The organism is Mangrovibacterium lignilyticum (genome assembly GCF_010882175.1).
Lineage (GTDB): Bacteria > Bacteroidota > Bacteroidia > Bacteroidales > Prolixibacteraceae > Mangrovibacterium > Mangrovibacterium lignilyticum.
The window spans coordinates 507,354-530,492 of sequence record NZ_WKLH01000003.1 but is presented as its reverse complement, the minus strand read 5'-3'; the positions used below and the strand labels follow the sequence as shown (position 1 = coordinate 530,492).

The window sequence follows — 23,139 nt, the reverse complement described above, 5'->3', positions numbered from 1 at the left end:
TTAAAAAAATCTTGTTCATTGCAGGTGTTGTAATTGGCAGATCCTTGCGGTTTTCTATCTTTACAACGAAACACAATTAAACAGACTGTCATTGAAGCGCTTTTTTAAGAACATTGTTGTTTTTCTGAACTTGATCGTAGCCATCACTTTGGCTATTATTTTGTTGTCGGTCAAAATAAGCCCTGCTGATTTTTGGGCTCCGGCGCTTATCGGTCTGGCCTATCCCTATGTTTTATTCATCAACCTCCTGTTTGTTTTGTACTGGCTGTTTGCCTCTCCAAAATGGGCACTGCTGTCGCTAGTTGTTATTTTAATTGGCTTCAATCATCTGGAAAACTATTTCCAATTCATTCCGAAGAAAACCGAAGAGAAAGGGATTGTTGTTTGTAGTTATAATGTGAAAGGTTTTTCTGAAAAGGGTTATAAAAAAGCGCAAGAGAATGCACAGGATATCTTAGATTACCTGAAAGAAAAGCACCCGGATATTGTCTGCTTTCAGGAGATGAGTTTTATCTCTTGGAAAGGATATCCCTGGTTTAAGAAAAATCTCAATCTGGATGGAATTCCGAAATATGCCGACGCCGATCGTAAATATGGACCGGTTACTTTTACCAATTTTCCGATCGTTCACAAAGAGGAAATACATTTTGACGGAACCGCTAATATGATTGTCTTGACTGATGTTGTAACGCCCAAAGATACCGTACGCATTTTCAACTGTCATTTAGAGAGTTACCGATTTACTCCGGGAGACATTCGTTCTTTGGATTCACTTTCAATCAATAAGAAAAAAGAGAGTATCAAAGAATTCCGGCTTTTTGGATCGAAACTGAAAAAGGCCTTTATCAAGCGTGCTGAACAAGCTAAAGAATTACGCAAACAAATTGACCTGTCACCCTACCCGGTGATTGTTTGTGGCGATTTTAACGACACACCTGTTTCCTATTCGTATCATACCGTTCGTGGCGATTTAAAAGATGCTTTTGTGGAGTCGGGAGCGGGAATTGGGAATACTTATTTGGGGAAATTACCTTCGTTCCGAATTGATTACATTATGCACAGCTCTGATTTTACAGGCTACAATTTCAAAATTGACCATGTCGATTACTCTGATCACTACCCCGTTAGTTGCAAGCTTATTCCGACAGAATAATTAAAACAACCTTTTTCGTTTCAACAGAAAATTCAATAATACATCCGAAAAATCCTGGTGGATATCCACCTCAATCAAGTCAATTTGATACTGTCCGCACTTAATTTTAAGTTCCTCGAAGTAACTGCGAACCACTGTGCGATAACGCTCTTTCAGTTCTCCCGGAGTTAATTTTAAGTGCTGGCCGGTTTCCAAATCAACAAAGCGATAAGGGCGGTTGATAAAGTCGAGTTCGCGTTCCTGTTTGTGATCGGTAACATGAAAGAGAATGACCTCATGTTTGTTGTAGCGCAAGTGTTGCAAGGCCGAAAAAATCTCTTCGTCCGTTCCCTCGTCCAGCATATCAGTGAAAAGAATGATTAGCGAACGCTTATGAACCTGTTCTGCAATTTGATGAAGTGCGTCGACTGTATTAGTGGTTTTGTTCAAATCTTGTTTCCCAGCCATCAGTAATCCGGCCAACTTCCCATAAAGCCTTTCTGCATGAACGGACGACAATCGGTTCTCAGTCTGAAACTCAATATAATTGGAAAACAAAGTCAAGCCTACAGCATCGCGCTGTTTACGCAACAGGTAAATAAGTGCAGCCGCCGAATAGCAAGAAAAAGCAAGTTTATTGTGCAATCTATTTTTTCCACTATTGTCGAAAGGGAAGAGCATTGATGACGAAGTATCGATAACCAACTGGCAACGCAGGTTGGTCTCTTCCTCGTATTGTTTCACATACAGCCTGTCTGACCTAGCAAATAACTTCCAATCGATGTGTTTCGTTGATTCGCCTTGATTGTACTGACGATGCTCAGCAAACTCAACCGAGAAGCCATGGAACGGACTACGGTGCAGCCCGGTAATGAACCCCTCAACCACTTCGCGGGCAACGAGCTCCAGGTTGTCGAATTGTTGAAATTGCTGAATGTCGAAGAGGTTGTTCATGATTACAAAAATAAACCCGCCGGACGGAACGACAAGCATTCCTTGTTTTAAAAATTCGTTCTCACCACACAAAAGCTTCCTTGAAGTCTGAACACAAAGAAAAGGCTCCAATAAAAATCAATCTTTCCTAAAAACGTATTTTTTGCAAATAACGCCCGATGTATAGGTGCTCACCTCGGCCAGCTTGAGCTGTGTTTCGTTCACCCGGCCGGCAAACAACGGAATTCCCTCGCCCAATGTTATCGGCATGGTAAACAAGTGAATTTCGTCGATCAGGCCAGCGTTAAAAAGAACCGTATTGATTTCGCTCCCTCCAACCAACCAAATATTTCGTCCCTCCTCCTGTTTGATTTCTCGAACAAAAGCAGCCACGTCGTCACCTATAAATTTTGCATATTCGGTATCCTGCTTTCCTTTTTGTAGACTGAAGACGTAGTTTTCTTTTTCGGCATAAGGAAATTCAATTCCGAAAGAAAGGATTTTCTCGTAGGTTCGGCTACCCATGAGTGTAGTATCGATCGAAGCGTAAAACGCAGGATAACCGTAATCTTCGTCCTCCGGATTATGGATCTTGTCTAACCAATCCACATCTCCGTTCTGACGGGCAATTTTCCCGTCCAAACTTTGAGCGATATACAAAATAACCTTGCGCATGTGCGTTTAAACTTTGACCAAAAAAAGGCATGAATAATTTCACACCTTTTACTTTCATTTATATTGCTACTATAAAACAGCGTCAACTTTACTGGCTAAAGCCGATTTTGGAGCAGCTCCAACATGCTTATCAACAACCTCGCCATTTTTAATAAACAAGATTGTAGGGATGTTGCGGATACCAAATTTCATTGCAGTGTTCGGATTGCTGTCCACATCTACTTTGGTTACTAAAAGCTTACCATCGTAATCTTGTGACAACTCTTCGACAACCGGGGCAACCATACGGCATGGTCCACACCATTCAGCCCAAAAATCTACCAATACCGGGATTTCAGACTTCAATACAACTTCTTCAAAGTTTGCATCATTAACTTCAATAGCCATAATTCAATATTTTTTTGATTTGAAATTCAATTTAGGTCATCGACCCATTTTCACTTTATAATCAAGCATCAGCAACTCGAACAAATGTCGGATTAACGAAATTCCTTCGTATTCATTTCCAATGCAAAACTAATTAATTTTAAACGAGAGATTTTCGTTATCTCTCAAAAAAGTTTCAATTTCCCGGTTCATTTCTATCCGAGTGTTCCTTGAAAACAGATTGACGACTGTTTTTGTTTCGGTATCCCACAAATTAAACTTCAGCAATGCGGTTCCCTTGTTTTGCCGACTCAACGTCTCAATATTCTGGATCAATTCCGGGGTGACTGACTGAACAGCCATTTCTACGGTCACTGTTTTTACCTGGTTTTTGCGAACTTCCTCAAGCATCTCAACATGCCGAACCTTAAACTCCAGTCCTCCCCGAAAGCTCTCCTGAACAACTCCCTTGACCATGATAAAAATATTGGGTTTGCAGTATTTTCCAAACTCCACATAATCCTTTCCAAAGAAGAAAATCGTGTAGGAATCGTCATAATCCGTCAATGTCAGTTTACTGTATGGTTTTCCGGTTTTGCCAACCGTTTCAAAAGCTTCGGTTACCATACCGGCAAAAGTAATCTCGCGTCCCTGAAGCGCATTAATATTGTTATTCAGGTCTTTTAAGCTAAACTCACGGCTTACAAAGTTGTCGAGCTCCAGTTTGTACTCATCCAGCGGATGCGATGATAAATAAATGCCGATCAATGATTTTTCTTTTTCAAGTAAAACCAGGTTTGCAAACTCCGGGACATTGGGAATATCGGGTTTTTTAACGGCTTGCGCCGACATGACCTCTCCGAACAGCGACTGCATCGCATTGTTACTTTCTGCCTGGATCTGATGCCCATACTTCGTCAACTTCTCCATAAACGGCGCATCATTTTCATCCGCCCCGGCAAAAAACTGGCTGCGTTTCAGCCCAAAACTGTCGAAAGCCCCGGCACTGGCCAGTCCTTCAATGTTTTTCTTATTAACGGACTGAAGGTTGACACGCTCAACAAAGTCGAAAATATCTTTAAATGTACCTTCTTTCCGGGTATTGATAATATCGGTTACAGCGCCTGCACCAACCCCTTTGATGGCTGCCATTCCAAAACGAACGTCGCCGTTTTTATTTACCGTAAACTTGAGGAAACTTTCGTTTACATCGGGGCCAAGAACATTAATTCCCATCCGCTTCGACTCCTCCATCAGCTTGGTAATATCTACAATATTACTCAGGTTTCGACTCATGTTGGCCGCCATAAACTCTCCAGGAAAGTGCGCTTTCAAATAGCCCGTCTGGTAAGCAATATAAGCGTAACAAACCGAGTGCGACTTATTGAACGCATAACTTGCAAAAGCCTCCCAGTCTTTCCATATTTTATCAACCAGCTTATCAACTTCGTTCTCCTTGCCAATCTCCTTACAGCCTTCCATGAACTTCGGGTTCGCCTTACAGCCTTCCTTAAACTTCACTTTCAACTTATCCATCATGGCAATAATTTTCTTACCCATTGCTTTACGCAGCGAGTCGGAGTCACCACGGGTAAAACCGCCAAGGTGACGCGACAAAAGCATCACCTGTTCCTGGAACACGGTAATCCCGTAGGTGTCGCTCAAATATTTTTCCATCATCGGGTGGTCATATTCCACCTTTTTGCGACCATGCTTCCGTTCAATATAATCGGGAATGTATTCCATTGGTCCCGGACGGTACAAAGCGTTCATCGCTACCAAATCTTCAAAACGGTTTGGTTTCAGGTTGCGCAAGTGCTTTTTCATCCCCGGCGATTCAAACTGGAAGATCGCGGTTGTATCGCCTTTGCTAAATAATCCGAAGGCTTTCTCATCGTCCATCGGGATTTTATCGATATCGATTTCAATTCCCCTGGAAAGCCGGATATTCTCTAATGTTTCTTTTATAATTGAAAGGGTCTTCAACCCCAGGAAGTCCATCTTCAGCAAACCAATAGCTTCCACAAAACGGCCGTCATACTGCGTTGTATATAAACGCTCTTCCTTGGTTGGCATAATCGGGATGTGATCGGTCAGCGGATCGCGACTAATCAAAATTCCACAGGCATGCACCCCTGTTTGACGAACAGAGCCTTCCAAAGTCCCGGCATATTTTAAGGTATCGCGCACCAACGGATTGTCAGAATTCTTTTCCGCGGCAAGTTCCGGGCTTTCCTTGTAGGCTTTTGCGAAAGTCATTTTTGGCGCTTCGGGCACCAACTTTGCCAAGCGGTCGGCGTCGGGCAGCGGAAGTTTTAAAACACGCGCCACATCCCGGATGGCTAGTTTAGTAGCCATGGTTCCGAAAGTACAGATGTGAGCCACTTTATCCTGTCCGTATTTGTCGGTTACCCAGTCGAGTACCATTTGGCGCCCATCATCATCAAAGTCGATATCGACATCGGGCATTGAAATACGATCGGGATTTAGGAAACGCTCAAACAGCAAATCATACTTAATCGGGTCGATGTTAGTAATTCCCACACAGTACGAAACAGCAGCCCCTGCAGCCGATCCACGTCCTGGACCAACCAATACACCCATATCCCGGGCAGCCTGAATAAAGTCCTGCGTGATTAAGAAGTATCCGGGGAAACCCATCGTCTTAATGGTGTCGAGCTCGAAGTCTATTCGTTCTTTTACATCGTCCGGAATCGGATCACCATAGCGTACTTTAGCTCCGTCATAGGTCAGATGTTGTAAATAATCGGATTCGAGCTTTACCCGGACCGTTTTTTCGTAACCACCATTCCGGTTCATGGTCGCCTCGGTAAACTCTTCAATGATGGATGCCTCATCAAATTTCTGCAGGTAGTCGTCCATCGTCCCGAACTCCTCAGGAATGGGGAAGGGAGGCATAATCGGCGACGAGTTCAATTCGTACTCTTCAACCTTATCGACAATCTCCTGGGTATTGAACAAGGCTTCCGGAACATCGGCAAACAGCTGGTTCATTTCCGCCTGGGTCTTGAACCATTCTTGTTTGGTATATCGCATCCGGTTCGGATCATCAAAATCCTTTCCGGTATTCAAACAAATCAACAAATCGTGTGCATCAGCATCTTCAGCATTGATGAAGTGTACATCATTCGTACATATCACTTTTACATGGTGTTTTTTTGCTAATTCCAGCACACGCTCGTTAACCATCACCTGGTATTTATATACTTGTTCGTTCAGCTCGGGCATTTCCGATTTATGCCGCTGCAGTTCCAGGTAATAGTCGTCGCCAAAAACAGATTTGAACCAGCGAATCGTTTCCTCAGCCTCCTCAACAGTCGTTTTCATGATGTGCTGCGGAACTTCTCCCCCCAAACAGGAAGACGAAACAATCAACCCCTCGCTGTGCTTCTTCAACACTTCCTTATCGATACGAGGTTTGTAGTAAAACCCATCTGTTGATGCGAGTGAAATAAGTTTGATCAGGTTGATGTATCCGGTTCTGTTTTTAGCCAGTAAAATCAAGTGGTCACCGGAGCGATCGACCTTATCATTTTTATCGGCGATGGTGCGACTGGCAACATACGTTTCGCAACCAAGAATCGGTTTGATTCCTTCTTTTTTACAGGTATCCCAAAATTCTTTAACCCCGTACATCATCCCGTGATCGGTAAGAGCCAGCGCGGTCATCCCGTCCTTCTTTGCTTTCGCCACCAGTCCTTTAACACTGGCCGCTCCGTCCAAAATAGAATATTGCGAGTGAACATGTAAATGCGTAAATGGAATCATTTTATGTCTTTTAAATCTTTTTCACGAGCCTCTAATAAGGCAAAATCTTTCTCTTTAAAATTACATTTTTCAATCCGGTCGGGGAAACCTTTGTTGATTAAAAGTGAAAAAAGAACAAGCTTAAAAATTAGCCGTGCTCTCTTTTCTACAACCCGGATTCAATCATTGTAGTTCAATCGGGGAACCAGATTATTTGATCTTTTTTTGTGTCAACAAAAGTACCAAATTTGAATTGAAAATAAAGTCAGGATTATGCCTTGGTAAGCTCTTCAAAGACCGAAAATACCAGATCAGTCTCGAAACCACGACTTTGTGCAAAACGAAAAACTTTAGCTTTCAAGTCGTATTGATTGGCGGCTTTTGTTTTGCGGATTTTCTCGCTCATCAGACCTCGAACTGTTTCCCGATAATCAGCTTCATCAATTTCGTCCAAGGCCATTTCAATAACTGACGCTGCTATTTTTTCAGTTTTCAGCTGAAACGCGATCTTCACTTTTCCCCAATGGTTAAACCGAAATTTGTCGCGCACGTAACTCCGGGCAAATCGCTCTTCGTCGAGGTATTTCTCCGCAAACAACCGCTGCATCACCGGGTCAGCTTCTTCCTCTGAAAGATCCCACTGAAAGAGTTTCTTCTGAATCGCTCCCGGACTTTTTTCCGCTCGGCTGCACAAAGCTGCTAAGCGTGCAAAAGCATCTTTTTGTTTTTCGTTAAATTGACTCATGCTGGTTAGTTGCATTCATTGTGTAAAGTTAATACCTTGTCGTTCCTTTCAAAATACTGCAATTCAACATGGACAAAAATTATCTTGATATCAACCGAAAACTCTGGAATGCTCGCACAATCATCCATTTCGAGTCTAATTTTTATAAGGTTGATGATTTCCGACAAGGAGGAACTTCGCTACAAACAATCGAACTGGAGCGAATGGGAGATATTAACGGCAAGAGAGTGCTTCATCTACAATGCCATTTCGGACAGGATAGTATTTCTTTGGCCCGTATGGGTGCTCAGGTTACAGCTGTTGACTTGTCGGACGAAGCTATCCGAAAAGCGAAGGAATTAGCTAAGGATTGTAGGGTTGATGTCCGGTTTATTTGCTGCGACCTTTACGATTTACCCAACCATTTGGATGAGCAATTTGACCTCGTCTTCACCAGCTACGGCGTAATTGGATGGCTACCTGATCTCGACAAATGGGCTACTGTCATCTCCCGCTTCCTTGAACCCGGAGGACAACTGCTACTGGTTGAATTTCACCCATTGATTTGGATTTTCGACAGCCAGTTCGACCACATTAAGTACCACTATTTTAACCGCGAAGCGATTATTGAATCGGAAGCCGGAACTTATACCGATCGTGATGCACCAATTGAATTGCAGTCTGTTGGCTGGAACCACCCAACCAGCGATGTAATTAACAGCCTGCTGAAAAACGGGCTCACTATTTTAGCTTTCGACGAATTTGACTACTCTCCCTACAACTGTTTCAACAAGACAATCTCCTGCGGTGAAAACAAGTTCAGGATAGAACATCTAGACGAAAAGATTCCGATGGTGTTTGCCATTCGAGCAGAGAGAAAATAAAAAAGCCGGGCAAGAACCCGGCTTTGTATAGTGGTTTCAAACAATGCTCTAATGCGAATCAATTTTGGGGCCGAACGCCAAATCACCGGCATCACCCAAGCCCGGAACGATGTACGATTTCATCGTCATCTCCTCATCAATTGCTCCAAGCCAAAGTGTTACGTTCTTTGCTTTAACTTTGCTTTTCACATAATCAACACCTTTGCGACTCGCAATAATTGATACTAAATGAACATGGCTTGGCTCTCCTTTTTGCATCATCGCTTTGTATGCAATTTCCATCGAAGCTCCTGAAGCCAACATCGGGTCAGTGATCATGACAACTTTTTCATTCAAATCGGGTGTCGCCAGGTACTCAAACTCAATATGAAATTCGCCCTCTTCGTCATACTTCCGATAAGCTGAGATAAATGCATTTTCTGCCCTGTCAAAAACATTAAGCAGCCCTTGTTGCAAAGGCAGTCCTGCACGCAGGATAGTTGCCAAAACCGGCTGTTGCTCCAATACCGGAACTTTGGCAATTCCAAGAGGTGTTTTTACATCGGCCAATCTGTAATCCATCGTTTTACTGATTTCATATGCAAACAATTCACCCAAACGTTGCAGGTTTCTGCGAAAACGCAAAGGATCTTTCTGAATCGCTTCGTCGCGGATTTCAGACAAATAATGATTAAAGATTGAAGTTGACTCGCTGAGGTTGTGAATTTTCATGTGTCTATAATTTATTCTTTACTGCCACATGGAACTCACCAAAGCATTCATACCCATACGTATGATTTTAGCTTTCATAGCTCGCTCCATAACAAAAAATTTTGCCGAAAATACGCAATTTTTCCCGGAGGAGGGAACTCAAGTCCACATAAAATCACCTTCACCCGCCTGAATTTTACTGTTTTGCGGCAAACGCTTGATACTCGAATAAATGTGGTGTTGGAATTCTTTAGAAAACAAGAATGGATTATTCTCCCCGGCGATCCGCTCAGCCAATTCTGTATGAAGAATGGTAAGCATCTCCACTCTCTTCGCAACAGATTCGTTGATGAAAAAATGAGCCACAGCCTCCTTACAATCCACCGTAAAATGCTGATCCAACAATTTTAAATGCCCATCGCGAAGGGAGTAAATCAGCAAACCCAGAAACTTTTCCTCCCGATAAAATTTGACGGTATAAACTTCAAACTGTTTTGCATAGGAGCTAAATGGGTAGCTTTGCTTAAAAGTACGATCGTCTGTTGATAGCCAGGGATATGACAAGATCCACTTCAACTCAACCTCTCCCCTTTTGAACAAGTAATCGCTTTGCTGCTGATTAACCATCTCCATACACTCGCGATCCGGGAAAGCATGTTTCTCCCATCGGATGTTCGGATGTTTCTCGAGCCTGTGCTTTCGCAGTTTGTTGCGTGCCCATAATCGAGCAATATTATCGATAACCGGCCATAGAAAAACCAAGTTTCCCATCCGACCTTCCAGTAACTTTCTACTATTGACAAACAAATAAAATCGCCTTCCGCTCACTTTACAAAAAGGCTTCAATAAGGTCGATCTTTCGTAAAGGCGCCTGGAGTTGGGTGAAAAATTCGTTGCAGCCAAACGACCATCCCAATCTTTGTATATTTCGTCCAATAATCTGAGCGACAGTCCTCTTTTCCTAAAATCAAGTTGGGTCCATGCACCACTTAGCCAGGCAAAACGTTCTTCCTCATGATTAAAAGCTGCTGGAAATACCGACCGAAAAGAAACAATCTTATCTTCTTCGTCCCAATAGTATATTAGCGGATCATCTGGCAACGCGTGAGGATTAGCGAGATAAGATTCAGCGCGATACAAACTAATCGGCTTCACCGGCAGGCGCTGAAACCAATCGCTTTCAACAAATGCGCGCAATTCTCGCAGGCGGACTTTTTGAAGCTTCACTTAAACCTCCTGGCTACATGTTTACCCAACAACTGTTTTAACCGATAGGCCATATACTCTTGTTTCAGTCGGATTTTCGGACTCAGCTCGATACGGTGTTCCATCGGGAAACGCTGAAAATGAAACGGGAAACGTTCCTTTTTGATTCCGGCTGTACCGAAACTAATATCATAAACATTTTCACGGTGACAGGTCTCGAAAACTTCATCCGAAACACCAACATCTGTAAACGGGAAAGCAAAAGCTTTGATTTCAGGACTCAGTTTTTCGTTCACCCACTCCATGCTTTCACGGATTTCCTCCAGCTGGGTTTCCTCATCCAGCAACTCAAATTCTGGATGATCCATCGTGTGGGAACCAATGGTGAACCCATCAATCTTCAAAGTTCGGATTTGCTCCAATGTCATGTATGGCTGTTTTTCCTGTAGCCACTCCTCCCAGTTCAGGCCAATTTCTTCAGCCATCTCATCTAAAGTCGCCAAATCAGCGTAGGTCCGCTGCAATTTGATATGAATATTTTTCGCCTTCAACAAAGCAGTAATCTCAGATGCTTTATACCGATGAAACAAATCACGGTTGTCAACAAACGACGGATTGATAAAGAAACTGGCAGGCACGCCTTTTCGCTTAAGCATGGGAGCAATTACCTCTGAACACTCTCTTAAGCCATCATCAAAACTCAGATGGAAACATTTCGACAGATCATCTTTCTTCAATAAATCCCCTAACCCGATCGGCTTAAAATACTTGAGCAAAAAATCGAGGTCGGTTTCAAACTGCTTCAAATTAGGATAGTCATAATTCGAGCGCCACGGCAAATCTTCATTGCTAACTAAATGATAGAAAGGGAGCAAAACCGGCAGTTTCCGACCGGATGTCAGTAGATTAAACGGCGTTATCGCTGCCAATTCTGATATAAGTTGTTGTGAAAAATCGTTCATCGTTTTAACCATTTTACCCAAGCCGGAAGGTTATTCCAAGCCAGGAAATAATAGGTTTCAGGACTCGCACCAAAACCTTTGTACAACTGAGCAACACCATCAATCATTGAGCCTTCAAAGTCGAGCACATAATCTTTACCGGCATGCATTGCAATAAATTGATCAATCAGAAACTGCATGGCACTCAACTCCTTACCCTCTTTACTACTGGCAGCATTCAGGAAGGTCACCCGCTTTTGATACCGCACAAAAAAAACGGCAGCGCAAAGCTTATTCGTTTTATCATAAACGCCATAAACCTCCCCCAGATTTCTCGACAACGAAAAAGCCAATAGATGATGCAAAATCATCAAATCCTGTTTTTTCAATTTGACGGCCGAGTTCTCCTTCTTAAAATCCAGGTAATCTTTCAACGAAAGGCCGCGAATAAAACTGAGTTTGTAGTGGGAAGCCCTTTTCAGTTTTCGTGTCGTGCTTTGCGAATAGCGCGAAGCCAGATCAGTGTATGGCTCATTAATTTTAAGCAATAAGTTATACCTCACTTCAACCTGCATGCCCTGCGCCGGCAAATTCATGGCATTTAGATGAATCTGTGCGAACGAAAAACGTTTAAGTGCCTCTTGGTAGAAAGCATCAATAATTTCTTTTGTTGGCGTTGGGAATATGCCCAGCTGTTGGCAATAAAGTGGTTGATATAAATAATTAAAACCATATTTCCGCCGAAAGGTCAATGGCATGATGTACTGATAATCACCAATAATCAGCGCATCCCAGACCGGGCAAAGTTTATCCAGATACCACGACTGTGCATACACCAACGCATTGGGTGAATTTGCAAGGCAGAGGTCCCACTTGTCGGTATCAACCTCATCGTATTTTAAGTATTTAATTTTGATGTTGCTCATTTCTAAATGCGATTGCGTCGGCGGTCATCTCCTCAAAAACCATTCGCCATCCTTCCCAACGTTCTTCATCACTCAAACTTTCATTGTGCCATAAACTTATAAAAGTTCCACCGCATTTATTGATTTCAACCATCATTTTTTTGAGAAGTGTCAATGCTTCTTCCGGCGTCTTCCCCATATAATCGCGCAGGCTAATATCCATACTTTGAAATGGAAACACCCGGAGGTTTGTCTTTTGCTCTTCTTTCAGATCATAAAAGAAAAACGGGCTGGCAATTCCTGCCCTGAAACCGATGCACTCCGAATATCCCATGGTGTAATCTTCGCGGATTCCGGCTTTAATCAACCGGCGGTAAGTAACCGGAAGAATGAGCTTCAAATAGTGCTGTCGACTTGAATGAACAGGACTGTCAATAATTTCCTCCAAGACCTTTCGCTCTCTGAACAGTTCTCGTTTGACCCGATTCGAACGAAAAGAAGGATGAATACCAACTTTAAATTCTGACGCCAACTTACGAATGAGTTCCCTCAGCTCTTCGTTCCGGGCCGAAACATTCCGATCGTACCGCCCGGGCTTGCCTAACAAAAAGAAAAATTGGAGAAATTGCTCGTTTTCTTTATAAATATTCCTGATGTAGTCGTAAGTGTCGTAGGGATCGTGGTCAGCTCCCTTCCAAACTTTTAACCGCCGTTGAATCTCGCTGAAGTTTCCACAAAACAAATTTTTCAGACTTGCTCCAACCACGCGTCTCAAACTTTTATGCTTATAGGCCCAGGCGTTGTCAATATCTATTGTCGTCAAAAAGTCAAATTGCGGCTTCGGAACGACAAAAGTAGCATCGTGCTCCTGTAATTTCTGAGCAATCAGACGCGCCCATTGATTCACCACCGGCTGATCGAGCACCTTATTGCGCGATAAAATGCTGTGTTTTGACAGGTACCGACCGTGTTTACCAAACTGACGTTCCAAATATTCTTCGTAACGGGTAACAAGAAAAAATCCGGCAGCAAATGGATCGAACGGTAAAAATGAATCTGCTGAACTTGCGAACACGCATAACTGTTCATTACAAGCAAACGATGACAAATCCTGGTATTCCAAGCCGGTTTGAAAAAGCAATCCATGAGGACGCAAGTCCACTTGCCCAACCTGCATCTTCAGGTTTGAGTAATTTAGCTTGACTGCGGTTTCTTTCTCGAAAATATCGCGCTGACTCGTAAAACTCACGGGCACCTTCAATAATTCTTCAAAATACAGTTCGAAGATGTATCGCAGGCGGTTAGTTACTTTTGTAGAATAAACGATGACCATAATGCTGTTATAACAGTGCTTCGTCAGCGAAACTAAAATACTGATGATGCGCGATAATAATGTGATCGAGCACTGAAATTTCCATCAGTTCAGCCGCATTTTTGATTTTTCGGGTAATATTTCGATCTGCTTCGCTGGGACGAGTGTTCCCCGAAGGATGGTTGTGACACAAAATCATAGCCGACGCCAATTTTTCCAAAGCTGTTTTCAGAATGATGCGCACATCTATAACAGTTCCGGTAAGGCCTCCCTGGCTCACCATAAATTTATCGATAATGGTGTTCGATCGATTTAGAAGCAGAATCCAAAACTCTTCTATGGGCAAGTCCTCCAATAAAGGACGAAAGTAATCGGCAGCATCCTGACTTGTTGTGATTGATAGCTTCTCAGTAGGAGCTTGTTCTTTACGCCGGCGTCCCAATTCAAGAGCCGCCAGAATATTTACGGCTTTGGCTTCTCCAATCCCCTTGAATGCCAAAAAATCTTTTATTTCCTTTTTCCCAAGATCATTTAAATTATTATCGGCGGCCGCCAAAATACGTCGTGCCAGCTCAACCGCTGATTCATCTGCATTTCCCGAACCAATTAATATCGCCATTAATTCAGCATCGGAAAGAGATCGGGTTCCTTTTTGCAGCAGTTTTTCGCGGGGACGATCTTCCACTGCCCACTCTTTGATACTTAGTTTCTTATACATCAGGCTAGTCGTTTGAAACTAAGTTATGAAAATTCTACCAAACCGACTTGCTGAAACAAAAAAAAAGCCTCTTCATTGCTGAAGAGGCTCTCTATGCTGTATAAGTAATTTCTTACAACTTGTTCACATGAGAAGCAATACTAGCCTTTAAGTTTGCAGCTTTATTTCTGTGAATGATATTTTTCTTAGCCAATCTGTCAATCATCGAAGTTACTTTAGGCAACTCTGCAACAGCAGCTTCTTTTTCAGTAGCAGCACGCAATTGTTTCAACGCATTACGCATTGTTTTAGCGTAGTATTTGTTTTCAAGACGTTTCTTGTCGTCTTGTCTAATTCTCTTTTTTGAAGATTGATGATTTGCCATTTTATAATTTCCTCAATGTTTTTCTTTTTTTAAAAGTAGCCCGTAGGGGAATCGAACCCCTGCTACCAGGATGAAAACCTGGCGTCCTAACCGCTAGACGAACGGGCCATCATTTTGTTTTCCCTTAATTTTGGGACTGCAAAAATAGTTGCTTTTTTTTAGTCTCCAAATTTTTTCAGGATTTTTTTCTAAAACCAGCTCCGCTTCGTTTAGCAGCGCCATTTTTGATTTCAGCGATGCAAAGAAATGGAAGATTTTTGAATCTGCAAACAAAAATTCCAAAAAAATTTACTTCCAATCAACAATCGTTCCCCTATCTTTATTTAATAAACTCTGAGGCATTGAGTTAACTATTTCCCGCCAAAGCAATTCAATCAGTTTATTTTTAGCAAAGTGACGGGAATACACCAAACTCACCTCCCGAAGTGGCGTCACATCGTCGAAAGCCCTCACATGCAATGAGCGTTCAGTCGACATTTCGATAGAAGCCAGTTCCGGAATCAATGTAATTCCTCCTTCTTTATCGATAATATTCATCAAAGTCTCCAACGACCCGGCTTCAAAGTGAAAAGGCAGATCCTCATTTATGGAGCCTTTGAACGAGCATAAATTGATGACCTGGTGACGGAAACAATGCCCGTCGCTCAATAACCATATCTCCGGAACCGAAATATCCTTCACTCTCACCTCTTCCTTATTGTGTAACGGGTGGTCCTTGTGAGCATACAACATCATCTCCTCGTAAAAAAGCGGCTTCTCATTGATTCGATCTTCTTTCAACGGAGTAACCAGAATGCCCACGTCTAGAAGGTCACGATGCAAATTATCGACAATTTTCTCGGTCGTCAGCTCTTCAACTTTAATGAGGATATTCGGGTACTTGCGCTTGTAGTTCCCAATAAACAGCGGAAGCAAGTAAGGCGCCAAAGTTGGTATTATGCCGATCTTGAGTTCTCCGGAAATGAGGTTTTTGTGATCCTTGACAATATTGTTGACTTTCTCTGTTTCTTGTAAAATGATTCGCGACTGCTCAATAATCCGCTTGCCCACATCAGTTGGGATCAAAGGCTGTTTGCTCCGATCGAAGATGACCACTTCAAGATCTTCTTCCAATTTTTTGATTTGCATACTGAGTGTCGGCTGGGTAATAAAGCAATGCTCGGCGGCACGGCCAAAATGGCGGAAAGTATCCACAGCAACTATATACTCAAGCTGGGTTAGCGTAATCATGGGTTTTTTGTTTTATTTCTGATAAATATAGAAAAAATCTATTTGCCTGCTGCGGTATCAGAAAATAATTGTTGCCGCTGCCATTCGAATAAGCCAACTGCCAGTGCATGTGATATATTCATCGATTTGCATTTGCCGGTCATTGGGATAAACACAACCCGATCGCAACGCTGGATCAGCGCTTCAGGCAGGCCTCTCATTTCACTCCCCAAAAGAAAAACAATTCGCTTCGGCAAACGAGTTTCAAATAAATTCGTCGCTCCGTCGGATGTTTCAATCGCACACACAGCAAAACCTTCCGGAATTTCAGCAAAAAATTGCTCTGACGATTTATAGTGTAGTTCCACGTTCTTATAACTCAAACCTGCTGTTTTTCGAATCGACGCTTCTCGCTTATCATTCTCATCATCCAGCAAAATCAACTCCTCTCCTCCCAAATTATCAACCAAGCGCATGAGGCTACCCACATTCTGCGGATTTTTCACTTTCCATGCAGCAACGAGTGGTTTAATCGGTAGATCCGGTGTATTTTGTAACTTAAAAAATGCCACTGAATTTGTTTCCATCCTGAAAATTATTCTGTTTCTTTGAGCATTCAGAAACTACGAAAGAAAAGATTTTAAATCATTTGTCCATGAAAGCAACCCGTTTTTTTCTTCTTTTTTTACTGGCCATTCATTTCATATCATGTGGAAAATCGGAAAAAGAGCTTGCAACTGAGAAAATACAACAAGCGGAGCAATACTTTCAGCAGGGAGATACATTGAAAGCATTGCAATCGGCCGACTCAGTGCGAATGTTATACAAAGGAGCCATTCAGCAGATTATTGCTGCCGACCAGTTTAAAAGGAAAGTTTACGGGGAGATGCTTTATCGGGCTCAGGACCAACTCGACACAGTAAAAACTGAAATCGCAGAATTGAGCAAAAACTTCATTCAGGAAAAAACCGAATTTGACCGGTATACGCAATACATTCACAAACGTCAGGATTTTCAGCGACGGTGGAATAAATCGTTTATTCAGATTTACCTGGACGAACGAGGTGAGCTCTACATCTCAAGCAACTACTATGGAGATCAATGGCTCAACCACGTTGCCATTCGGGTATATGACGGGGATGTGCAAGCGAAAACAGATACTGTACCAGTTGATTCCCCCTTGAACTACCACAGCGATTTCATGAATACGAAATGGGAAAAAGTTTCGTACGCTGAGGGAAAAGACAATGGCGTGATAAAGTTTATCGCTGAGCATGCTGATCGCAATCTCAAGGCCGTGTTCCTTGGAAAGCGCTATTATTACATTATCCTTGAAGATTACGACAAACAGGCTTTTGTTCAAGCTTTAGCACTCTCGAAAGCATTAAAACTTCAAACAAAACTGGAAAAAGAAATCAAAAATCTCCAGTCGAAAGTAGGCTAACAAACTAGAGAATTCTATCAATCAGCTCAACCGGCTGAGCCCAAACAGCTTTTTTGCCATTCACCACGATTGGTCGTTTCAACAATTTAGGATTGGCCGACAGGATGCTTATCCATTCATCGTCGCTGATTTCTTTTCCCTTGTAATCAGTCCGATACATTTCTTCTTGCGTACGCACTAATTCAATCGCTGTCAGCCCTGTCAGTTTTAGGATTGAACGAATCTCATCTTCCGAAATCCCATCTTTCATATAGTTAACAATCTCAGTGGAATACCCGTTTTCCTCCAAAAACTGCAGCCCGGCACGACTTTTAGAACAACGTGGATTGTGATATATTTTCATGATAAAGTGGTGTTTTTCTTTTATGTATTGATAAAAATCTTCCTGCGCGCGAAAACGTCCTTCAACCTCGACCCTGCTATAAGTATTCGATAGCGAATTATCCAGAATGCGGGACTTCGTGTTATCGCGCAATTGAATTTTGAGCATCTTCCGCAATTCATCCTTGATTTCGTGATTGTAGATTGGACAAGCCACTTCAATACGACGATTCAAATTACGAGGCATCCAGTCACCGGATGAGATAAAGATTTTTTCGTCGCCGCCATTTCCAAAGATAAACACCCGAGAATGCTCCAGGTACTTATCGACGATACTGACTGCTTCAATATTTTCGCGAATTCCTTCTTCTTCTGTTTTCAAACCGAAAATTCCCCGAATAATCAGACGGATTTTGACACCAGCCCGAGCTGCTTCGTAAATTTTGTCCATCATGTCGGGATCAATCAGGCTATTCATTTTTAGAAGCATATACCCCCGACGTCCCGATTTAACGATTTCGATTTCTTTATCAATCAGTTCACTGAAGAAATCCCGCATCCGAAAAGGACTAACAATAATATGCTTGTATTGATCGTTCCGGTAATTGTGCTTGAAAAAAGAAAATAGTCTCGCGACCTCATCCGCAATTCGGGCATCAGCAGTCAGCAGGCCTTCATCTCCGTATACCCGAGCTGTTCCTTCATGGAAATTACCGGTTCCCACATAGGCGTAGTTCCGGAATGCACCTTTTTCCTTCCGCTTGATCCAGGCAATTTTGGAATGCACTTTCAACCCGGGCACACCATTAATAACATGGGCACCTTCTTCCTGCAATTTGTTCGACCAATAAATATTGGCCTCCTCATCGAACCGAGCTTGCAACTCAATCATAACGGTCACTTTCTTCCCGTTTCGGATTGCATTAAGCAACGCATTCACAACTCGTGAGTTATCGGCCACCCGATAAATGGTAATCCCGATTTCAACAACTTTAGGATCGATGGCTGCCTCGCGAAGCAAATCCAGAAAGTGACTAAAACTTTGATAGGGATAATGTAACATGATGTCACCCTGCCGCAATTTCTTCAGAATACTATCATGTGGTGGCAGATTTTTATGCCGAACCGGAGTCAATCTTTTATAATAGTGATGAGGGGCCCCAATCTCCGGGAAATTCATAAAATCCTTGTGGTTGTGATAACGTCCACCAGGAACAGTATCTTCCGGATCAAGGTGCATTTTGCTAATAATAAAATTCAGAAAATCATCCGGCATATTGATATCGTACAGCAAACGCACCGGAGTACCCAATTTCCGCCGCTTCAAGCCCAATTCCATTTTCTCGATAAAGCTTTTCGAGATATCGTCGTCAAGATCAAGCTCCGCGTCGCGGGTAACTTTTATCGTATAAGCTTCGAACTTATCGTATTTAAACAGCGGAAAAATATCCGGCAGACAATAGCGAATAATATCATCAAGTAAAATCACATATTTTTTCCCGTTGCGCGGTGGCAAAACAAGGAAACGAGTAAGCGAAATACTCGGCACACGCACCAACGCGTACGAAAATTTATCAGGCTTATCGGAACGCGATAACTTTATAGCCAGGTAAACTGAACGGTCGCGTAAATACGGAAATTTATGCTCGTCGCTGAGCATGATCGGAACCAGGTTTTGAAATACCTTCTCATGAAAATAGCGTTTCACAAATACGCCCTGTTCGCTGGTCAATCGGGTTTCATCAACAATGAAGATGTTCTCTGCAGCCATCTCCTCCATGATTTCTTTATAAATAACCTGCGATTTGCGCTGGTGAGCATAAACATCTTCATAGATTTTCTCGTGCAGCTCTTCCGGCGTATAATCACCCAAAATGCTTCCATCGTCACCAAAATCAACCATGCGTCGAACAGAGGCTACCCGAACCCGAAAAAACTCGTCCAGGTTATTAGAGAAAATACCCAGAAAACGAAGTCGTTCGAACAAAGGCACAGTTGGATCTTCCGCCTCCTGCAAAACCCGTGCATTAAACGACAACCAACTAACTTCACGATTAATATAAGAATCCGGTTTCTTCATGATAAAAGCCTTTGCTGAATATTACAAGTAAGCAGATTTTTTTGAAATGCTCAAGGAAAACCGACTAAATCTTCACTAAATCCGCCGCATCCCGCATTATTTTATCCCAAACAATATTATCATCAATATCCTTTAGAAGTACAGGTTCAAGAGGCTTCTCATCGGGATCAGCCAACGCCAATTCCCACCACCCAACCTGGTGCCATTTGTTCATTTTATAGCCTACCTGGTTAAAAACAGCACAGGCCTTGAAGCCCATTCGTTCATGCAACCGGGCGCTCCCCTCGTTCGGCAACGTGACAACGGCTAGCAAATTGCCATAATGCTGCATCCTCAGCATCGCGATCAGCGCTGTATAAAGTGCCGTTCCGATGTTCATCCCTTGAAAATCGGGATTTATGTAGACAGTCACCTCGCGATTCCAACGATAAGAAGCCCGGGTTCGATAAGCTGAAGCATAAGCATAACCAACAATCACCCCGTCGATCTCGCAAACGAGATACGGAGCTTCCTCCAGAACCGTCTTTATTCGCTGCCGAAACTCTTCAACAGTTGGAACAAGCTCTTCGAAAGTAACAACAGTGCCGGTAACAAATGGTCTGTAAATCTCTAAAATATCAGCGGCATCGTCAGGCAATGCCATTCGAATGTCAACCTTTCTATTCATCGCCAAATTGCATCAGGAATGCCTTAATAAAGCCATCGATTTCCCCGTCAAGAACTGCCTGTACATTACCGGTTTCGTGAGCAGTTCGCACATCTTTCACCAACTTATAAGGCTGAAGGACATAAGAACGAATCTGCGACCCCCACTCAATCTTCTTCTTTTGCGATTCAATAGCATCGCTTGTTTCGCGACGTTTACGCAACTCCAGCTCGTACAACTGCGATTTCAACAATCGCATGGCGTTTTCCTTATTACCTAACTGCGAGCGGCTTTCGGTATTTTCAATAATAATTCCTGTTGGGGCATGCCGAAGGCGAACACCGGTTTCCACCTTATTCACATTCTGACCTCCCGCACCTCCGGATCGGAAAGTGTCCCAGGTAATATCGGATGGGTTAATTTCAATTTCGATGGTGTCGTCGACCAAAGGAGCTACAAAAACTGAAGTAAACGACGTCATTCGTTTATTTTGAGCATTGAAAGGCGACAGACGCACCAGGCGGTGAACACCATTCTCGCTCTTCAGGTATCCGTATGCGAAATCACCTTCGAATTCAATCGTACAGTTTTTCACACCAACTTCATCGCCTGCATTAAACTCGGAAACTTTGACCTTGTAACCTTCTTTCTCTCCCCAACGCAGATACATGCGCATAAGCATGTCAGCCCAGTCGTTACTTTCGGTTCCTCCGGCTCCTGCGTTGATCCGCAAGATTGCTCCGAGTTTGTCCTCCTCTTTACGAAGCATGTTTTTTGCTTCCAGTTGCTCAATGTGCTCAAGCGTTTCAACGAACTGCTCGTTCATCTCTTCTTCCGAGACTTCTTCAGCTTCGTAAAACTCAAACAACACCTGCAAATCATCAAGTGATTTTTCAATCTGCTCAAAACCGTCAGTCCAAACCTTTATCGAGCGGATCTCTTTCATCTGCTCCTCTGCCTTCTTGGATTCGGTCCAAAAATCAGGATCCTGCGTTTTGAGTTCTTCTTCTTTTAGTTGTAATAGCTTTGCATCGTAGTCAAAGATGCCTCCTCAGCGCATCCCGGCGCTCAGCAAGCTCTTTAAGCTGCTCCTTTAAAATCATAGTCTTTATTTTAGTGAAAGGCAAAATTAGAAAATACAGGCAGATAATTCAATTAAAAGAACTTTATCCCCTAAAAAAAAGCGGATCAACACCAAGGCTGTCCGCTATTTGTATTCAGCTAAATTATTCGTTTTACTCTTGTCCCCAAACGACATCCTGAGATGTGATAGCCTTTGATTGCAAAAAATCACTGGTACTTCCTTCAAGCTGGAAAACATTCAACTCAACGGAATAGGTTATTCCATCCACCGGAGCATAACCATTAGACCATCCGCTTGAGGTAATATAGGCACTTGATGCAGTCGCTGAAAGCGCACTACTATAGTACACTGCATTTTCATTGGCATCGCGCAAAATAAGAACGGCATAATCAACATCCTCGCTTGGATCCCACGTTACTTCAATCCGATTGTTTGTTGTGCTAAATGCACATTTTGTCATTTCAATCGGTTCTATCGCTTCATTAAGTACCACATCACTATTGGTAACAACGTCTCCTTTATCGGGAGTCACCGTAAACGAATATTCTCCAATCTCGGAAAATTCGCTGTTGTTCAACGTTTCCAAATAATATTCATAGGTATAACCACTGGGTGATTTCAGACTGAAAGTTTCTCCCGACTCTGATTCTACCACAACAGAACTCATTGAAACGTTGGCGTAAGTATAAAAGGCCATCCGATACAAATTTACACCACTAACATTTTCTGTTACGATAAAAGCATCGCTGTATGGTTTTGGGATAACTTCTTCACTTGAGCATGAAACCAAGGTGATCATTGCTGCTGCAACGAACAATTTTGCAATTAATTTCTCCATAGCTTTCTATTAAAATTTTTAAGGTCTTTCCAAAGGTAGATGAGAAATGACTAAAAGGGTTGCGGCCGATCTGTATTTTTTTCCTCCTTAAAGATTAAAAACAACTCATCATCGCACTAATCTCCTGAATTTATGCCTCTTATCAAATAAAGAAAAGATTTTTCAGTTAATATTGTTTCTCAATTTCATTAAAACGCAAAAGACTTTTCGACATATAAAATAAAAGACTATCTTTGCGCCACATTTTTTTATCATTTAAAATTTAATTCAATGCCAGCAAAAATCAGATTGCAGCGACATGGTCGCAAACGTTACGCTTATTATCACATTGTGATAGCTGATAGCAGGGCACCACGAGATGGTCGTTTCATTGAAAGGATTGGATCTTATAATCCAAACACAAATCCTGCTACGATCGATCTTGATTTTGATAAAGCTTTAAACTGGCTTAACAAAGGTGCCCAACCAACTGACACTGTAAGAGCTATTCTTTCTTACAAAGGTGTACTGTACATGAAACACTTACTTGGTGGAGTTGCCAAAGGTTCATTCTCTGAAGAAGAAGCTGAAACTCGCTTTAAAGCATGGGTTGCTGATAAAGAAACAAAAATCCAGGCTAAAAAAGATCGCTTGTCTAAAGAGGACACTGATGCAAAAACTGCCCGCTTGGAAGCTGAAGCAAAAATTAATGCTGAAAGAGCTCAAGCAATTGCCAAGAAAAACGCAGAATTGGCTGCTGAAGCTGAAGCTGCTGTTGCTACTGAAGAAGTTGCAGAAGAAGCTCCTGAAGCTGACGCAACTGCTGAAGGCGAAAACGCAGCAGAGTAAAGCAGGGTCGGCACTGTTTTTAAGATTTGAACTTAATACAGAACGACATAAAAAAAGCGATGGAATTTCCA

General features: G+C 42.5%; 22 protein-coding genes and 1 tRNA gene. 4 read left to right on the top strand and 19 right to left on the bottom strand.

What is annotated here, in order from left to right; translation table 11 throughout:
* Positions 1-91: 91 nt before the first annotated feature.
* On the top strand, positions 92-1,153 hold the full coding sequence (locus GJV22_RS16505) for an endonuclease/exonuclease/phosphatase family protein (protein ID WP_163716338.1): 1,062 nt from the start codon (positions 92-94) through the stop codon (positions 1,151-1,153).
* Here the strand turns inward: GJV22_RS16505 and GJV22_RS16500 are convergent, their stop codons facing one another.
* The 5 genes from GJV22_RS16500 to GJV22_RS16480 form a co-directional block, all read right to left on the bottom strand.
* Positions 1,154-2,086, bottom strand: coding sequence for a DUF58 domain-containing protein (locus tag GJV22_RS16500; RefSeq protein ID WP_163716335.1), 933 nt, complete (start codon positions 2,084-2,086; stop codon positions 1,154-1,156).
* Between the two features lie 117 nt (positions 2,087-2,203).
* Positions 2,204-2,740: a dihydrofolate reductase family protein gene (locus GJV22_RS16495; protein WP_163716332.1), complete on the bottom strand. Its 537-nt coding sequence runs from the start codon at positions 2,738-2,740 to the stop codon at positions 2,204-2,206.
* A gap of 69 nt (positions 2,741-2,809) precedes the next feature.
* Positions 2,810-3,127 (bottom strand): thioredoxin, encoded by a 318-nt coding sequence (trxA, locus tag GJV22_RS16490; RefSeq protein WP_163716329.1) that lies wholly within the window; start codon positions 3,125-3,127, stop codon positions 2,810-2,812.
* A gap of 129 nt (positions 3,128-3,256) precedes the next feature.
* Entirely contained in the window at positions 3,257-6,895 is a 3,639-nt protein-coding gene (dnaE, locus tag GJV22_RS16485; RefSeq protein ID WP_163716326.1) for a DNA polymerase III subunit alpha, read from the bottom strand.
* Positions 6,896-7,145: 250 nt separating this feature from the next.
* Positions 7,146-7,619 (bottom strand): regulatory protein RecX, encoded by a 474-nt coding sequence (locus GJV22_RS16480; protein ID WP_163716323.1) that lies wholly within the window; start codon positions 7,617-7,619, stop codon positions 7,146-7,148.
* A 68-nt stretch (positions 7,620-7,687) separates the two neighbouring features.
* Between GJV22_RS16480 and GJV22_RS16475 the strand changes: the two genes are divergently transcribed.
* On the top strand, positions 7,688-8,482 hold the full coding sequence (locus tag GJV22_RS16475) for a class I SAM-dependent methyltransferase (RefSeq protein WP_163716320.1): 795 nt from the start codon (positions 7,688-7,690) through the stop codon (positions 8,480-8,482).
* Positions 8,483-8,530: 48 nt separating this feature from the next.
* Here GJV22_RS16475 and upp read toward each other — a convergent pair whose 3' ends face one another.
* From upp to GJV22_RS16425, 10 genes are all read right to left on the bottom strand, one after another.
* Positions 8,531-9,193: a uracil phosphoribosyltransferase gene (gene upp / locus GJV22_RS16470; protein WP_163716317.1), complete on the bottom strand. Its 663-nt coding sequence runs from the start codon at positions 9,191-9,193 to the stop codon at positions 8,531-8,533.
* A gap of 138 nt (positions 9,194-9,331) precedes the next feature.
* Positions 9,332-10,369 (bottom strand): GNAT family N-acetyltransferase, encoded by a 1,038-nt coding sequence (locus GJV22_RS16465; RefSeq protein ID WP_163716314.1) that lies wholly within the window; start codon positions 10,367-10,369, stop codon positions 9,332-9,334.
* A 26-nt stretch (positions 10,370-10,395) separates the two neighbouring features.
* On the bottom strand, positions 10,396-11,340 hold the full coding sequence (locus tag GJV22_RS16460; protein ID WP_163716312.1) for a polysaccharide deacetylase family protein: 945 nt from the start codon (positions 11,338-11,340) through the stop codon (positions 10,396-10,398).
* Positions 11,337-12,245, bottom strand: coding sequence for a hypothetical protein (locus tag GJV22_RS16455; protein ID WP_163716309.1), 909 nt, complete (start codon positions 12,243-12,245; stop codon positions 11,337-11,339). The genes GJV22_RS16460 and GJV22_RS16455 overlap by 4 nt, the downstream gene beginning before the upstream one ends.
* Positions 12,226-13,557 (bottom strand): polysaccharide deacetylase family protein, encoded by a 1,332-nt coding sequence (locus GJV22_RS16450; protein ID WP_163716306.1) that lies wholly within the window; start codon positions 13,555-13,557, stop codon positions 12,226-12,228. The genes GJV22_RS16455 and GJV22_RS16450 overlap by 20 nt, the downstream gene beginning before the upstream one ends.
* 7 nt (positions 13,558-13,564) lie before the next feature.
* Positions 13,565-14,254: a RadC family protein gene (gene radC / locus GJV22_RS16445; protein WP_163716302.1), complete on the bottom strand. Its 690-nt coding sequence runs from the start codon at positions 14,252-14,254 to the stop codon at positions 13,565-13,567.
* 112 nt (positions 14,255-14,366) lie between these two features.
* Positions 14,367-14,618, bottom strand: coding sequence for a 30S ribosomal protein S20 (gene rpsT / locus GJV22_RS16440; RefSeq protein ID WP_163716298.1), 252 nt, complete (start codon positions 14,616-14,618; stop codon positions 14,367-14,369).
* Between the two features lie 36 nt (positions 14,619-14,654).
* Positions 14,655-14,726: transfer RNA gene (locus tag GJV22_RS16435), tRNA-Glu, on the bottom strand.
* 180 nt (positions 14,727-14,906) lie between these two features.
* The gene (locus tag GJV22_RS16430) at positions 14,907-15,848 is read right to left on the bottom strand and encodes a hydrogen peroxide-inducible genes activator (protein ID WP_163716295.1); all 942 of its coding nucleotides are present in this window, start codon (positions 15,846-15,848) and stop codon (positions 14,907-14,909) included.
* A gap of 38 nt (positions 15,849-15,886) precedes the next feature.
* Positions 15,887-16,414: a TrmH family RNA methyltransferase gene (locus GJV22_RS16425; RefSeq protein ID WP_163716293.1), complete on the bottom strand. Its 528-nt coding sequence runs from the start codon at positions 16,412-16,414 to the stop codon at positions 15,887-15,889.
* A 68-nt stretch (positions 16,415-16,482) separates the two neighbouring features.
* Between GJV22_RS16425 and GJV22_RS16420 the strand changes: the two genes are divergently transcribed.
* Positions 16,483-17,271, top strand: coding sequence for a hypothetical protein (locus tag GJV22_RS16420; RefSeq protein WP_163716290.1), 789 nt, complete (start codon positions 16,483-16,485; stop codon positions 17,269-17,271).
* Between the two features lie 4 nt (positions 17,272-17,275).
* Here GJV22_RS16420 and ppk1 read toward each other — a convergent pair whose 3' ends face one another.
* The 4 genes from ppk1 to GJV22_RS16400 all read right to left on the bottom strand — a co-directional run bounded on the left by ppk1 (position 17,276) and on the right by GJV22_RS16400 (position 22,240).
* Positions 17,276-19,672, bottom strand: coding sequence for a polyphosphate kinase 1 (gene ppk1 / locus GJV22_RS16415; protein ID WP_163716287.1), 2,397 nt, complete (start codon positions 19,670-19,672; stop codon positions 17,276-17,278).
* A 64-nt stretch (positions 19,673-19,736) separates the two neighbouring features.
* Positions 19,737-20,339 (bottom strand): GNAT family N-acetyltransferase, encoded by a 603-nt coding sequence (locus GJV22_RS16410; RefSeq protein WP_163716284.1) that lies wholly within the window; start codon positions 20,337-20,339, stop codon positions 19,737-19,739.
* A protein-coding gene (gene prfB, locus GJV22_RS16405; protein ID WP_394367552.1) for a peptide chain release factor 2 occupies positions 20,332-21,421 on the bottom strand; the annotation gives its coding sequence in 2 pieces (ribosomal slippage) (positions 20,332-21,366 and positions 21,368-21,421; 1,089 coding nt in all). Before prfB ends, GJV22_RS16410 begins: the two co-directional genes overlap by 8 nt.
* A 132-nt stretch (positions 21,422-21,553) precedes the next feature.
* Positions 21,554-22,240: a hypothetical protein gene (locus GJV22_RS16400; protein WP_163716278.1), complete on the bottom strand. Its 687-nt coding sequence runs from the start codon at positions 22,238-22,240 to the stop codon at positions 21,554-21,556.
* Positions 22,241-22,510: 270 nt separating this feature from the next.
* Here GJV22_RS16400 and GJV22_RS16395 point away from each other — a divergent pair, with 270 nt between their 5' ends.
* Positions 22,511-23,068 carry a 30S ribosomal protein S16 gene (locus GJV22_RS16395; protein WP_163716275.1) on the top strand — a complete coding sequence of 186 codons (558 nt, stop codon included), beginning with the start codon at positions 22,511-22,513 and terminating at the stop codon, positions 23,066-23,068.
* The last annotated feature ends 71 nt before the right edge of the window (positions 23,069-23,139 follow it).

Coding starts and splice junctions, on each gene's coding strand:
- GJV22_RS16500 (WP_163716335.1), bottom strand. CDS start 2,086: ATGAACAACCTCTTCGACATTCAGCAATTTCAACAATTCGACAACCTG.
- GJV22_RS16495 (WP_163716332.1), bottom strand. CDS start 2,740: ATGCGCAAGGTTATTTTGTATATCGCTCAAAGTTTGGACGGGAAAATT.
- trxA (WP_163716329.1), bottom strand. CDS start 3,127: ATGGCTATTGAAGTTAATGATGCAAACTTTGAAGAAGTTGTATTGAAG.
- dnaE (WP_163716326.1), bottom strand. CDS start 6,895: ATGATTCCATTTACGCATTTACATGTTCACTCGCAATATTCTATTTTG.
- GJV22_RS16480 (WP_163716323.1), bottom strand. CDS start 7,619: ATGAGTCAATTTAACGAAAAACAAAAAGATGCTTTTGCACGCTTAGCA.
- GJV22_RS16475 (WP_163716320.1), top strand. CDS start 7,688: ATGGACAAAAATTATCTTGATATCAACCGAAAACTCTGGAATGCTCGC.
- upp (WP_163716317.1), bottom strand. CDS start 9,193: ATGAAAATTCACAACCTCAGCGAGTCAACTTCAATCTTTAATCATTAT.
- GJV22_RS16460 (WP_163716312.1), bottom strand. CDS start 11,340: ATGAACGATTTTTCACAACAACTTATATCAGAATTGGCAGCGATAACG.
- GJV22_RS16455 (WP_163716309.1), bottom strand. CDS start 12,245: ATGAGCAACATCAAAATTAAATACTTAAAATACGATGAGGTTGATACC.
- GJV22_RS16450 (WP_163716306.1), bottom strand. CDS start 13,557: ATGGTCATCGTTTATTCTACAAAAGTAACTAACCGCCTGCGATACATC.
- radC (WP_163716302.1), bottom strand. CDS start 14,254: ATGTATAAGAAACTAAGTATCAAAGAGTGGGCAGTGGAAGATCGTCCC.
- rpsT (WP_163716298.1), bottom strand. CDS start 14,618: ATGGCAAATCATCAATCTTCAAAAAAGAGAATTAGACAAGACGACAAG.
- GJV22_RS16430 (WP_163716295.1), bottom strand. CDS start 15,848: ATGATTACGCTAACCCAGCTTGAGTATATAGTTGCTGTGGATACTTTC.
- GJV22_RS16425 (WP_163716293.1), bottom strand. CDS start 16,414: ATGGAAACAAATTCAGTGGCATTTTTTAAGTTACAAAATACACCGGAT.
- GJV22_RS16420 (WP_163716290.1), top strand. CDS start 16,483: ATGAAAGCAACCCGTTTTTTTCTTCTTTTTTTACTGGCCATTCATTTC.
- ppk1 (WP_163716287.1), bottom strand. CDS start 19,672: ATGAAGAAACCGGATTCTTATATTAATCGTGAAGTTAGTTGGTTGTCG.
- GJV22_RS16410 (WP_163716284.1), bottom strand. CDS start 20,339: ATGAATAGAAAGGTTGACATTCGAATGGCATTGCCTGACGATGCCGCT.
- GJV22_RS16400 (WP_163716278.1), bottom strand. CDS start 22,240: ATGGAGAAATTAATTGCAAAATTGTTCGTTGCAGCAGCAATGATCACC.
- GJV22_RS16395 (WP_163716275.1), top strand. CDS start 22,511: ATGCCAGCAAAAATCAGATTGCAGCGACATGGTCGCAAACGTTACGCT.